Origin of the sequence: Terribacillus sp. DMT04 (genome assembly GCF_019056395.1) — a bacterium.
In the GTDB taxonomy this organism is placed as follows: Bacteria; Bacillota; Bacilli; order Bacillales; family Amphibacillaceae; genus Terribacillus; species Terribacillus aidingensis_A.
Map to the genome: position 1 here is coordinate 1,107,925 of NZ_CP077639.1, position 13,246 is coordinate 1,121,170.

Here is a 13,246-nt window from a genome sequence, read left to right on the forward strand (position 1 = left end):
TCCTGTTTAGTAAATTAGGATAAATAGGAATAGGGAGAGCAACAAATGACACAGTTCAGCAATGTTTTGCAAAAAGCGGTTTCATCTGCCATATATCTCCCTTATAATGAAAGTAACCAACATATAGGAGATTGATAGAATGGGAAAATGGAAGAATGTAATGCTGACAGCCGCTTTCACAGTCACCGCTCTTGTTCCAACCGCTGCATTTGCTGCAGAAGAAGGAGAAACGCTGGAAACAAAACAGCTGAAGACTCGGACAGCGACTGTGCAGTCGTATGAAGTACCGCAAGTTATGAAACGATTTACATACTCATCGGATCTGTCATTTGACTACCCAGACGCTGTAAGAGGTATTTACGTAACTGGTCCTAGTGCAGGAGGAGCAAGGTTCGACAGCCTCGTAAAGCTTGTAGATGACACAGATCTTAATGCGATGGTAATTGACATTAAAGATGACCACGGTAACATTACATATAAGCCAGACAAAAAATCTCCATACTACGATATAGCACAAGATTATATTGACGACCCGCAGAAAATGCTGAAGGAATTAGAAAAACATAAGATATACCCGATTGCCCGCATTGTTGTCTTCAAAGATACTCTATTAGCGGAGAAGAAACCGGAGCTATCTTTCCGTAATCCAGATGGAAGCGTTTGGAAGAATGGGCGAGGAGAAGCATTTGTGAGTCCATTCCAGCATGAAGTATGGGAATATAATGTTGAATTAGCAAAAGAAGCTGCGATGATGGGATTCCAGGAGATTCAATTTGACTATGTCCGTTTCCCGGAAGGATTCGAGAAAAGATCGGAAACATTACAATATGATCACGGTGACTATACAGATTCAGAAACAACAGGTGTTCAAAAACGTGTGCGCGCTGTGACAGACTTTGTAGCTTATGCAAAAGAAGAACTAGCCAATTATGATGTTCAAACATCGGTTGACATTTTTGGCTATGCTGCAACGCTAAAAGAGGCACCGGGAATTGGGCAGAATTTCTCTAAGATTTCATCTAATGTAGATGTTATATCTTCTATGATTTATCCGAGTCACTGGACTTCTTACTTTGGCATTGATGTCCCGAACGACCATCCGTATGAACTGACGGCTGAATATGCCAAAGTGGAGAATGAAGTATTAGGAAAACTCGAAAACGCTCCAGAATCCCGACCTTGGATTCAAGATTTTGAAGCACCGTGGGTATCCTCGAAACAATATGGCAAACAAGAGGTAGAAGATCAAATTCGTGCGCTAAATGAGAATGGAATCGATGAATTTCTCATTTGGAATGCCGGTAATAGTTACACAGAGGGTGTAGATTATACACCTTAAGACAAAAACAGCTCCTTTCAGAAGGGGCTGTTTTGTTTAGCACAAGCGCTCTGGGGAATAATTACGTTATAACGTCACTGAAGGAGCTGCCTTATGAATTGGTATGAAAAACTGAGTAAATATTTTCCGATTGAAGAGATGAAATCAAAGGAACATATGGAGTTACTGCTAAAAGAAAAAGCAGATGTATACTTTAAAGATGAAAGCGAAGATCATGTATTGATGTATGCAGAATTTGATTACTTTCTGTTTATTGATTACGTCTATGTTTCTGCTAAGACCCGCGGAAAAGGGGTTGGCGGAAAGCTAATTGATAAGCTGAAAGCGAAAGAAAAACCTATTCTTTTAGAAGTAGAACCTATTCAATATGAAGATTCCGATTCGGAAAAACGACTGCGTTTTTACGAGAAGCAAGGTTTTCAGCACGCCCAGGCGATAGGTTATAACCGCCGCTCTTTAGCAACAAATGAAGAGAATCCGATGGAAATCCTTTTCTGGGCTCCAAATGATGAAACCGAAGAGGAAATCTATCAGGCGATGCGAGAAATGTATGAGCAGATTCATACATACAAAGACAAAGATTTATATGGAAAAGCATATCAGGAAGCGGATGAAGTGCTGACCTTTGAGAAAGATGCTGCAAAGGATAGCATTTTCCATACCTTAAAAGATAATAAGAAATAATTTAATAAAATTGGTTTTAGATTATGCAGGCGGGGTAAATAGTAACCATAGGAACGAAACAAACGTATATTTGTGTAAAAACTGTGGTATCTTTCAGGAAGTCTTTCAAATACTTGACCGCTGTAGTATACTTGTACATAGAGAGATTACATTAAAATTATTTTAAATAAAATCTTTCCATGGGCAAAGAAATAGAAACATATTCTGTATTGAGGAGTGAAGTTTAAATGGTAACACTTTATACCTCACCAAGTTGTACATCTTGCCGCAAAGCTAAAGCTTGGTTAGAAGAGCATGATATTCCGTTTACAGAGAGGAACATCTTCTCCGAGAATTTATCACTTGAAGAAATCAAGGAAATCCTGCGTATGACAGAGGATGGTACGGATGAGATCATCTCTACACGCTCGAAGGTTTTCCAAAGTCTAGATATGAACTTAGATCAATTACCATTGAAAAAGTTATATAGCTTGATTCAAGAAAACCCAGGTCTGCTAAGACGTCCGATCATCCTTGATGAGAAACGGCTGCAGGTCGGATATAATGAAGACGAAATTCGTCGCTTCCTGCCAAGAACAGTACGTACATTCCAGCTTCGAGAAGCACAGCGAATGGTCAACTAGTTCTAGCTGTTGAAGGGCGCAGATCCCACGGGATTTGCGCCCTTTTGCTTTGAGTAAAGCGGATGACAAATTATCTGAAATGCGCTACAATGTACAGAATCCCAATGAGGTCATTCGCCTTTTTTCGGCAATCCTAGGCCTTTCTATTTTCCATTAGGGACAATTTATCATAAAATAGAAATAGACACAGAAAAAGTTTGGTTGAGGGTAAGGGAATGCGGGAAGTGTAAATGCGAGAGGGCGTTTTTCACCTGCCACTTTACTGGAGGGAGAGAAAACCATGGAAATCGAAAGAATTAATGAAAATACGATTAAATTTTATATTTCTTATATAGACATTGAAGACCGCGGTTTTGATAAAGAAGATATCTGGTACAACCGTGAACGCAGCGAGCAGCTATTTTGGCAAATGATGGACGAAGTGAATTACAAAGAAGATTTCAGTGTGGATGGTCCGCTTTGGATTCAAGTACAAGCGATGGACAAAGGATTAGAAATCGTTGTGACAAAAGCTCAGCTTACAAAAGATGGCGAGAGCTTGGAGTTAAATGTAGATGATAAAACAATTCAAGCGTCTGTTGAAGATAAAGTTGACTCTGTTCTTGAAGAGAAGTTCGGCTCTCATAATGAAACAGCTGAAGAAGAGGATGAGGGAGAACTATCCTTTGTTATCCAATTCCGTGACTTTGAAGATGTTATTCAGCTAAGCCATTATTTTGAAGAGACATCTGGCATTGAAAATAGACTTTTCCATTACAAAGATAAGTATATGCTTTATGTAGAGTTTGATGATAGTGTGCTCGGTGATGATGAGCAAGAAGATATCTTGAGTCAAGTGCTGGAGTTCGGCTATGATTGTCAGACAACAATTTACCGACTAGAAGAATACGGCAAGGTGATTTTCGCGGAAGATGCACTCGCACAAATAAAGCAGTATTTCCCTCTTAAATAGACATTCCTACAAGAATGTCTATTTTTTTGTGCGTGAAATTCAATTTTACAGCGTTTTTCTTCCTCGCTCTGCAGTTGGTGTAAACTGGTCTTAAGGAGGTGGTGAGCATGTTGCAGGCACAGCTGGACGACGGCAGAATGATTCTGCTTGCTGCTTATCGAAAGGAACAGATCCAATTCTTTCGTCAAGCACATTTCTTTTGTCCTGTCTGCCGCAAACCAGTCAAGATACGAGCAGGTAAGAAAACCATACCCCATTTTGCGCATGTTCATATACAGGATTGTGAAATGGAGGGGAAAGGAGAAGGTTTATATCATCTGCGGGGGAAGCTGCAGCTATATCACTGGCTGAAGAAGCAAGGTTATACAGTGAACGTAGAAGAGCGCATTGTGAATACGCAAAGAAGGCCGGATCTTCTGGTGCATGCAAAAGGTGGCAAGAAGATAGCCATTGAGTATCAATGTGCATCTATATCGGATGATGAATTGATAAGCCGGAATGAAGTGTACCAACAGCGAGGGATTCAAGCTGTCTGGATTCTTGGCGGTAATCGTTTAAAGCGAACCTCTACATATCTGTTTCATTTACCAAGAAAAGAACAGCGATTTCTTATGAAACTAAAGCCGGATTTACCATTGCAGATGCTTTATTATTGTGCAGATGCACAAGCGTTTTATAATGTGCAGCATATCCTTTTAACCGGAAAAAAACAGACAGTCGGACAGTTTTATTTCCGTTCACTCCAACAGATAAAATTTCCTCAGTTATTCCAGCCTCTTCCCAAACATCAGCAAGCAATTGACCTTGCTTGGGAACAATTGCAAAGCCGAACGATTGCAAAGCCGCTGACCTATGCTCCAAGATCGGTAAAACAATGGGTAATGCAAATATATGAGAAGGGGTACCTTCTGCAGGATATTCCAATTTCTATTTTGCAGCCTGTGGAATCACAGTTCAGGTTCTCGGTTCCTCCTTTTATTTGGCAGACGGATTTATGGCTTCATCAATTGGACACAGCTGCCGTCGGAGAAAATATAACGCTTGCGCAATTGTTCTATACGTGCCGAAGATGGGAAACAGCAATTAAGCCATTTGCTGTACATACAACGAAGCATCCGGTGGCAACATATATGGAGAAGCTTTGTCAAATGGGCATGTTTGAGCAGAATAAGGATGGTTCCTTTCTTAAGCTAAAAGCTTCTCCTTTTTAACTGTTCGCTGTACAATCGTATTCTTCGCATGAAACGGCAGTTTATATATATAATAAGAAGAGAGAAAATGCTTGTAAATGAAGGATTTTCCCATCAATTATACGAAATAGTTTAGGAACAGAAAAAGGCAACAGTATTGGAGGAGGATGTTCGTGGCAAAATCAAAGTCATTACCAAAACGTAGCGAGGTGCCAGTGGAGAACACGTGGAACCTGGAGAATATATTCGCAACTGATGAACAATGGGAGGAAGAACGCAAATCGTTAGCTGAGGACGGAGATGAAATTTCCGCATTCCAAGGCAAGTTAAACGAATCTGCAGATACGCTATACCAGATGTTCAAACTGCAGGACGAGCTATCTGAGCGGATAGGCAAGCTGTATACATACGCGCATATGCGTTATGACCAAGACACAACGAATGGTCACTATCAGGCTCTTCAATCCAAAGCAGAGTTATTGATTACCCAAATCTCAAGTAAGATGAGCTATATTGTACCGGAATTGCTTGCAATTGATGAAGCACGTATAGAGGAATTCCTAAAAGAAAACAATGATCTCAAAGTGTACGAGCATACATTAAACGAGATCAGCCGTCAGCGGGCGCACGTATTGTCTGAGAAGGAAGAAACATTGCTTGCGCAAGCTTCTGAAGTGACAGATAATGGTGCTGCTACATTCGGAATGTTAAATAACGCAGATCTTACTTTCCCTAGCATTAAGAACGAAGAGGGGGAGGAAGTGGATGTTACACACGGCCGCTATGTTACGTTCTTAGAGTCCAGTGACCAGCGCGTACGTCGAGATGCGTTTAAGTCTATGTACGATACATTCGGTCAGTTTCGCAATACATTCGCAACGACGTTATCTGGAACGGTAAAGAAAAATAATTTCTACGCAAAGGTGCGAAATTATGAGTCTGCCCGTCAAGCGGCGCTTGATAATAATAAGATTCCAGAAAAAGTGTACGATAATTTAGTCGAAGCAGTAAATGAGCGTTTGCCGCTGCTTCATCGATATGTAGAGCTTCGCAAGCAAGTACTTGGGCTTGATGACTTGCATATGTACGATTTGTATACGCCGCTTGTAAAAGGTGTCGATATGAAGGTATCGTATAAAGAAGCAAAAGAGCTTGTTCTTAAAGGGTTGGAGCCGTTAGGAGAAGATTATCAATCCATTCTTAAAGAAGGCTTCGAAAATCGCTGGGTGGATGTAGAAGAAAATAAAGGCAAACGCAGCGGTGCTTATTCTTCTGGTGCATATGGTACGAATCCATATATTCTCATGAACTGGCAGGATAATGTGAACAACCTGTTTACACTGGCACATGAATTCGGCCACTCTGTTCATAGTTATTATACGCGTAAGAACCAGCCATACCGCTATGGAAATTACTCCATTTTCGTTGCAGAAGTTGCATCTACTTGTAACGAGGCATTGTTAAACGAATATATGATCAATAGTGTGGATGATGAGAAGGAGAAGCTATACTTGCTCAATCACTTCCTTGAAGGATTCCGCGGCACTGTCTTCCGCCAGACGATGTTTGCTGAATTTGAGCATCTGATTCATAAGCATCAGCAAGATGGCGAAGTTCTGACAGCGGAAAAACTCACATCTCTATATTATGATTTGAACAAGAAGTATTTCGGTGAAGAATTAACAATTGATGAAGAGATTGGGTTAGAATGGGCGCGCATTCCGCATTTCTACTACAATTACTATGTATATCAGTATGCGACAGGATATGCAGCTGCGACAGCGTTGTCTGCTAAGATCTTGGAAGAAGGACAGCCTGCTGTTGATAAATATGTAGGCTTCCTAAAAGCAGGCAGCAGTGATTATCCAATTGAGGTGCTAAAATCTGCTGGAGTGGATATGAACGATAAGCAGACGATTTTATCAGCGCTTGATGTATTTGAAGCAAAACTGAACGAAATGGAAGAGCTGTTAAAAAAATAAAGTACAAAACCGACGCTAACTAACGCGTCGGTTTTTTCATGCCTTTAAATTGTCGTTTCCTTGTCAGGAAATAACAGAGAGCAAATATAGATAAAAACAATATAGGCAGTGTGACCGCTAATGAAACGAGCTGCAGTAATCCGAGAATGTTAAAACAAATGGCGAATAGTACTAAAGCTATCAATAGAATGCCAATACCTTTCATCGCTTCACCTCCGCTATTTTAACTGTATGCAGAGAGTGGAATAGCTAGACTAGCTGAGCTTGTGTCTTTTTTGTGAAATAATGCACATAAAGGTTGCTATTCAAATGTATATTTGGTACATTATATTTGTGAGAAACATCACAAACAAGTCCCCTTTGTTTGGATTATTGTTCTCCCATCCCCTCAGTAGAAGTTATACATGAAAAAGGTCTGCCATTAGGCAGGCCTTTTTTTATGCATTCCATTTGTTTAGAAATTGATGAACAGATGCAGTGAAGCTATCCAGATCTTCAAAATGAATGCTATGGCCGCACTTTTCAAATTGTTCAGCTTCTGCATGTGGATGCAGTTGTTGCATTTCCTTCCAGACTTCTTCAGACAAAATAGGGGAGTGGGCACCGCGCATTAATAAAAGAGGGCAGGAGACTTGCTGGAAGGTTGTTGTATAGTCACCGTTCAAGTAATCTTGTGATGCTTGGATGCCTTTGTTATCAAAACAAAGACGCCAGCCATCTTCTGCTTCATAAGCGCTTTCTGCATAATACAAGTAATGGTTTTCATCTTGGGCTTGTTCAATGCTTTGACAAAGAGCGGTAAGCGTTGGTGCGGGCTCTTGGAATGTCATTGCATAAGACAATTCGCCAGATACTTTATGTCCCATATCCTCTATGATAAGACCATTAATGCGAGCAGGATGAGCTGCGGCAAATTGATAAGCTGTGACAGCTGATAAAGAGTGGCCGAGAAGTACGAGCTGCTTGGCTGGTCCAATTGCATTAAGCAATATCTCCAAATCATGGAGATAGGCAGCACGGTCATAGTCTGCAAGTGCTCCTGCATGATCACTTTTTCCATGGCCGCGCAGGTCTGGCGCAATAATCCGCCAATTTTTTGTACGCTCCATAAATGGGATATATAAGCTGGCACGAGCGAAGAGGCCGTGCATCAGAACTAAAACATGATCCGATTCTACACCATTGTCTAAGTAAGCAAGTCGGAGACCGTCTGATTCTATATAACGTTGTTTCATAATATTTCCTCCTTCAGCTGAATCTTTGTTCCGATACCCGTTTCCATGCAACAAAAAACAGCCGCACATGTTGTGCGGCTGTCAAAAAAAGTGCAGCAAGCTTTACTCAGCTTTAGAAGTAATATTATATCTCCAAAATGTATCATGTTTCACAGGAATGCGTTCTACCATCTGTTTCAGTTGCAGCTTTTTCATTTCCTTTTCTGTCTGAGCTGCTGTCCAATCATAAATCAAGGAGATTTCACGGCTGCCGACAAATTTGTAACTGGAAAGGAATTCTTCCACAGGCGGTTTATCCGCCGGCTGCGGATCCTTTTGCATCATTTGGTGAAGAACATTTACGTAAACATCATAGCTGTAAATGCCTGAAATCTTAATTCCGGAGTCTTCTTCTGATTCATTGAAAAAGACGATGGAAGGCGATTCATCAATTTCCAGCTCTTTGGCGAGTTTAACGTCACACTGGAATGCTTTTTTCGCCGATGCAGAATACATATCGTCATGGAACTCATCCAAATCTAAGTTAGAAATTCTTGCACAATCCATTAAAATTTCATCTGCTGTAATATCTTGTTTATTTAAGAATAGTGCTTCTTGAATGGTGCGAAGAAAACGTGTGCCTGCTTTCCTTCCTTGCAGCTCAGCAGCTTTTACTGCCAATGATGTTCGCCATGGGAAGGAAACAGCATTATTCAGCAGCAAGTTATCCGGCTGCAGAACTGTTTTAGGATACGTGCATTCCCTTTTTTCGCGGACAAGCGGCTGATAATCTCCAGTTAAGATTGGACGTAACGTGAAGTACTGTCCGTATTCCATTGTCAGTTTTTTGAGTAAAGGCTCGAGGGACCAGCAATCTTTGCAAAGCGGATCGATAAAAACGTAAATCTCTACAGGTTTCTTAGAAGAGGAAGACAATCCGCAAAATCCACCGCAGTCATCCTCAGAGATTTGCTGGTTTGAATTGGAAGATTCCCAGATCATATCGATTCTCCTTTCTCTTCGTCTGGTGTGTTAATCATATGATGTGCAGTTAGCGCAAGTCGTTCAAAAATAATGCTGTTATAAGGTTCTTCCATACCGGTTTCCTCTAAGGCAGCTGCCATACAAGAAAGCCAAGCATCCTTACGCGTCGTTGTAATTTCAAAAGGGAGGTGCCGGTATCTTAATTTGGGATGACCATGCTCCTCTGTATAAAGTGGCGGTCCGCCGAAAAATTGAGTAAGGAACTGTGTTTGTTTGCGTCGGGTCTCACTTAAATCTTCTGGGAAGATTGGCTTTAATTGCGGGTGCTTTGCTACGCGTCGGTAAAAAGCATCCACAAGCCGTTCAAGTGCAGCCTGTCCGCCAATGTTTTCGTACAATGATTCCGAATGATTCATCGTTCTTCCTTTCTAATACAAAGCGATTACCTAACAGTTGCCCCTGCTTGTGAGGTCAACTGTTACTTATTTTAGCAGGCAATGCGCTGGTTGAGCAACTTATCTGTTTTCAAGAGAGTCATAGAATCGCTGAATCTTGTTCGGTGTCTTCCGTTTTGTTATATCATAATCGACAAGAATCGATTGGAATACAGACTGTCCATGTGCAAAAGTGTTAGCTTCTAATTCCAGCTCGTAGTCAACTGTATCTCCATATTCGCTTCGATCAAGTACAACCGTCGTATCATAATAAGCAGTTTCGCGTCGAATTGTTTTTAAACGGCCTCCGTACGCTAGTTCCTCGGTGCAAACGCCAAGCTCTTGAATCTGCTTTCTAATCTCAGGTCCTAATGTAATTTCTCCCTGTATCCAAGCATTCGCTTGTTCTGCTGTCAAAGTATCATGAGTTTCCAGCAGGCCGTCTTCATAGGGCTGTTTTAAAGTGGACTGGTATTCTCCATTTTTCTCACGGATCCTTAATGCAGCGCCATGCTGTTTGAGCTGAAAATCCTTTGTTTCAAAGTAATGATTCACTTGTTGAATTTCAGGTTCTTTTTCCATTTTTAATATTGTATATAATGTGTCAAATTCTGCTTTGGTGAGCAGATTTTTAAATTCAATTTCTACTTCTTGCGGCATGTGCTTACCCCCTGTACGTACATCTGTTGTTTTCCATTGTTATGCCAAGCTGCTTTTATGATACACTGAATGAAGAGATAATGCATCTGGAACAACTAGACGGGGCTGGTAAGAAAAGGGGCAATGTGAAACATGAACTGGGAAGTGTTTTTGGCACCATATGCACAAGTGGTTGAAGAACTGAAAGTAAAGTTGAAGGGGATGCGCTCTCAATTCGAATATGAATCACGCCATTCACCAATTGAATTCATTACAGGCCGTGTAAAACCGGTAAGCAGTATCTTACAGAAGGCAGCTACTAAACAAGTTACTGTTGATCTGCTTCATCGGGAAATCCAAGATATTGCTGGTCTGCGGATTGTTACACAGTTTGTAAATGATATTTATACAGTGGTTGGTATGCTGAAAGCGCGTAAAGATTTCGTCATTGTAGATGAGATTGATTATATTGTGCAGAAAAAAGACAGCGGCTACCGTTCTTATCATATGATCATTGAGTATCCAGTTGAAACCATTCATGGGGAAAAGAAAGTGCTGGCAGAGATTCAGATTCGGACGCTGGCGATGAACTTTTGGGCGACGAATGAGCATTCTCTTAACTATAAATATGATGGTCAAATTCCGGCAGATTTGAAGGCACGGTTAAAACGGGCAGCAGAAGCTGCATTCCGCCTGGATGAGGAAATGTCTAAAATCCGGGATGATGTTCGAGAAGCACAACGTATCTATCGTGATCAGCAGCAAATAAAAAAGCATAAATAGGGGTGTAAGCTGAGATGAAATATACGGTACTTTCAAGGGGAGATGAGAAGTCCGATCGTATCAAAGAGACGATCGTCGACCATCTCGCTCATTTCAATTTTGAATACGACGAAAAGGAGCCTGATCTTGCCATCTCTGTTGGAGGCGACGGCACGTTCCTGGAGAATTTCCATACGTTTGTCCACCGGTTGGACAGTACAGCTTTTATTGGTATCCATACCGGGCATTTAGGATTTTATGCTGACTGGGTCCCAGAGGAACTGGAGAAGCTGCTGCTTCAAGTAGCGAATAAACCGTACCATATCGTAGAGTACCCACTCTTGGCAATCTCGATTGCCCATAAGGACGGCAGAGTGGACGAGCATTTAGCCTTAAACGAATGCTCTGTTAAAACACCGGACGGTTCCGTTGTACTTGATCTCTCGATAAAAGGGGAGCACTTTGAGACATTTCGCGGAGACGGCCTTGTCATCTCAACACCTTCTGGCAGTACAGCATATAATAAGGCGCTAAACGGAGCGATTATCCATCCGTCACTTGCTTCCATTCAGGTGACAGAGCTAGCTTCTATTAATAATCGCGTATTCCGGACAATTGGTTCGCCGCTTATACTGCCGAGCCATCATCCATGTACGCTTCGCCCTGTCTTGGATAAAAGTTTCTTCATTGCCATTGATCACATGACCGAAAATCATACCGATATTGAGTCTATTACGTGTTCTGTAGCCAAGCAGCGCGTTCGCTTTGCTCGTTTTCGTCCTTTCCCGTTCTGGAAACGAGTACATGACTCCTTTATTGCAGATAAGAGGTAGCAATTATGAAATTGAGTTGGACTTTACAGGAAGAAGTCAGCCTGAAGGACTTCTTAAAGTCGCAAGGCGTATCCAGAAGATTATTCAAAACATTGAAAGAGGAGCCGGAGCTGGTAACACTCAATCAGCTGCCGGCCCTTCTTTGGTATACCGGAAAACCTGGCGATTGCTTGGAAGTAAAGCTGCCGGATGAGACAGCAGGTGGGTTTATGGAGCCAGAGCCGATGGACCTGGCTATAGTCTTTGAAGATGAGCATGTGCTGGTGCTTGATAAGCAGCCAGGAGCAGCAGTTATTCCTTCCATGAATCAGCCGAATGGAACAATTGCCAATGGTTTGCTTTGGCATTACAAGCAGCAAGGACTAGCTTATACGGTTCACATTCTGACAAGACTTGACCGTGATACTTCTGGTCTGATGCTTATTGCGAAACATCGATATGCGCACACCCTCTTGGCGGTAGACCAAAAACAGGGAAGAATTTATCGGTCTTATGCCGCACTTGCAGAAGGGCAGGTCAAACAGGAAGCGGGGTTCATTCATCAGCCGATTGGCAGAAAAGAAGATTCGATCATTGAGCGGGAAGTCAGACAAGATGGCCAAGATGCTTTGACTTATTATCGTATACAAGAAAGATTTGCTCGTCATACATTGCTGGAAATAAAACTCGCAACAGGAAGAACCCATCAGATTCGCGTGCATATGGCTTTTCTGGGTCATCCGCTAGCAGGGGACACACTTTATGGCGGCCGAACAGATGTGCTGAAGCGGCAAGCGCTGCACTCCCAGCAGCTGTGCTTTACCCATCCTTTTACGAAGCGCGTGCTCACTTTCCACGCGGCATTACCAGCTGACTTCTTAATCGAATGAGCGGAACTTTTCATTAACGAATGGCTGCTGTGATGGAACACTATAGAGCGTACGTTCAGGGAAGCGGCAGGCAGTCAGTTTGTTGCCGAAAACACAGCCGGTATCGATATTTATTGTATGGTGCATGATGCGTGCGTCCATAACAGGCGTATGTCCGTATATAATCCAATCATCGCCGTGGTAATGCTTGGCCCAGTCACGTCTGACAGGACGGCCAAGCTCATCCATCTCCCCGGTCGTATCACCGTACAGGACGAAGCTTTTCACCTTTTTCCCCTCTTTGCCAATAAGGGACTCCTTTATGCCAGCGTGTGCTGCAATCGCATTTATTTCTGGTAGCTGTTTATACAGAGGTGCTTTTTTGTATAGTTGCATGAACATATTCGTTAATTTTCGGCGCTTATTCGGCTCACATGCTTGTAATTCAGATACCGTTGTTTCTAACCCGTGTTTGACTTGTACATTATTGCCGAGTAAATAGCGGTATAACTTATCACAATGGTTACCGGGCACATAAAAGCCCAGTCCTGCTTCTGTCAGATGATAAGCAAGTTCAATGACGCCAATAGAATCTGGCCCGCGGTCCGTTAAATCACCGATGAAAAAAGGCTGCCGGCTGTCGGGATGAACTGGAAGATTATCTTTCAGTTCATAACCTAGCTCATGGAATAGATTAAGCAGTTCCGGCAAGCAGCCGTGTATATCTCCAATAAAATCGATTTTCATTCAAATCACTCCTAT

General features: G+C 42.0%; 15 protein-coding genes. 9 read left to right on the plus strand and 6 right to left on the minus strand.

The window, feature by feature from the left end:
- Positions 1-139 precede the first annotated feature (139 nt).
- From KS242_RS05935 to pepF, 6 genes are all read left to right on the plus strand, one after another.
- On the plus strand, positions 140-1,339 hold the full coding sequence (locus KS242_RS05935) for a putative glycoside hydrolase (protein WP_217323433.1): 1,200 nt from the start codon (positions 140-142) through the stop codon (positions 1,337-1,339).
- 93 nt (positions 1,340-1,432) lie between these two features.
- Positions 1,433-2,023: a GNAT family N-acetyltransferase gene (locus KS242_RS05940; protein ID WP_217323434.1), complete on the plus strand. Its 591-nt coding sequence runs from the start codon at positions 1,433-1,435 to the stop codon at positions 2,021-2,023.
- Between the two features lie 227 nt (positions 2,024-2,250).
- A complete protein-coding gene (gene spxA, locus KS242_RS05945; protein WP_217323435.1) occupies positions 2,251-2,646 on the plus strand; it encodes a transcriptional regulator SpxA in 396 nt (131 codons plus the stop codon).
- Between the two features lie 280 nt (positions 2,647-2,926).
- Positions 2,927-3,598, plus strand: a complete 672-nt coding sequence (mecA, locus tag KS242_RS05950; RefSeq protein ID WP_217323436.1) for an adaptor protein MecA — start codon at positions 2,927-2,929, stop codon at positions 3,596-3,598.
- 107 nt (positions 3,599-3,705) lie between these two features.
- The gene (locus KS242_RS05955; RefSeq protein WP_217323437.1) at positions 3,706-4,809 is read left to right on the plus strand and encodes a competence protein CoiA; all 1,104 of its coding nucleotides are present in this window, start codon (positions 3,706-3,708) and stop codon (positions 4,807-4,809) included.
- 146 nt (positions 4,810-4,955) lie between these two features.
- Complete coding sequence (pepF, locus tag KS242_RS05960) at positions 4,956-6,770, plus strand: oligoendopeptidase F (protein WP_217323438.1); 1,815 nt, start codon at positions 4,956-4,958, stop codon at positions 6,768-6,770.
- A gap of 19 nt (positions 6,771-6,789) precedes the next feature.
- On the opposite strand, the gene KS242_RS05965 is transcribed toward pepF, so the two are convergent.
- The 5 genes from KS242_RS05965 to KS242_RS05985 form a co-directional block, all read right to left on the minus strand.
- Positions 6,790-6,975, minus strand: a complete 186-nt coding sequence (locus KS242_RS05965) for a hypothetical protein (RefSeq protein ID WP_217323439.1) — start codon at positions 6,973-6,975, stop codon at positions 6,790-6,792.
- Between the two features lie 232 nt (positions 6,976-7,207).
- Entirely contained in the window at positions 7,208-8,005 is a 798-nt protein-coding gene (locus KS242_RS05970; protein WP_217323440.1) for an alpha/beta fold hydrolase, read from the minus strand.
- A 102-nt stretch (positions 8,006-8,107) separates the two neighbouring features.
- Positions 8,108-8,986 carry a ClpXP adapter SpxH family protein gene (locus KS242_RS05975; protein WP_217323441.1) on the minus strand — a complete coding sequence of 293 codons (879 nt, stop codon included), beginning with the start codon at positions 8,984-8,986 and terminating at the stop codon, positions 8,108-8,110.
- Positions 8,983-9,384 carry a globin domain-containing protein gene (locus KS242_RS05980; protein ID WP_217323442.1) on the minus strand — a complete coding sequence of 134 codons (402 nt, stop codon included), beginning with the start codon at positions 9,382-9,384 and terminating at the stop codon, positions 8,983-8,985. Before KS242_RS05980 ends, KS242_RS05975 begins: the two co-directional genes overlap by 4 nt.
- Positions 9,385-9,483: 99 nt before the next feature.
- The gene (locus KS242_RS05985) at positions 9,484-10,062 is read right to left on the minus strand and encodes a CYTH domain-containing protein (protein WP_217323443.1); all 579 of its coding nucleotides are present in this window, start codon (positions 10,060-10,062) and stop codon (positions 9,484-9,486) included.
- Positions 10,063-10,194: 132 nt separating this feature from the next.
- Between KS242_RS05985 and KS242_RS05990 the strand changes: the two genes are divergently transcribed.
- Genes KS242_RS05990 through KS242_RS06000 form a run of 3 tightly spaced genes read left to right on the plus strand, consistent with a single transcriptional unit; the run spans position 10,195 to position 12,505 of the window.
- Positions 10,195-10,824 carry a GTP diphosphokinase gene (locus KS242_RS05990; protein ID WP_217323444.1) on the plus strand — a complete coding sequence of 210 codons (630 nt, stop codon included), beginning with the start codon at positions 10,195-10,197 and terminating at the stop codon, positions 10,822-10,824.
- A 14-nt stretch (positions 10,825-10,838) separates the two neighbouring features.
- Positions 10,839-11,636 (plus strand): NAD kinase, encoded by a 798-nt coding sequence (locus KS242_RS05995; protein WP_217323445.1) that lies wholly within the window; start codon positions 10,839-10,841, stop codon positions 11,634-11,636.
- Between the two features lie 5 nt (positions 11,637-11,641).
- Positions 11,642-12,505: an RluA family pseudouridine synthase gene (locus KS242_RS06000; protein WP_217323446.1), complete on the plus strand. Its 864-nt coding sequence runs from the start codon at positions 11,642-11,644 to the stop codon at positions 12,503-12,505.
- On the opposite strand, the gene prpE is transcribed toward KS242_RS06000, so the two are convergent.
- Positions 12,494-13,231, minus strand: coding sequence for a bis(5'-nucleosyl)-tetraphosphatase PrpE (gene prpE / locus KS242_RS06005; RefSeq protein WP_217323447.1), 738 nt, complete (start codon positions 13,229-13,231; stop codon positions 12,494-12,496). The genes KS242_RS06000 and prpE overlap by 12 nt on opposite strands.
- Between the last annotated feature and the right edge of the window lie 15 nt (positions 13,232-13,246).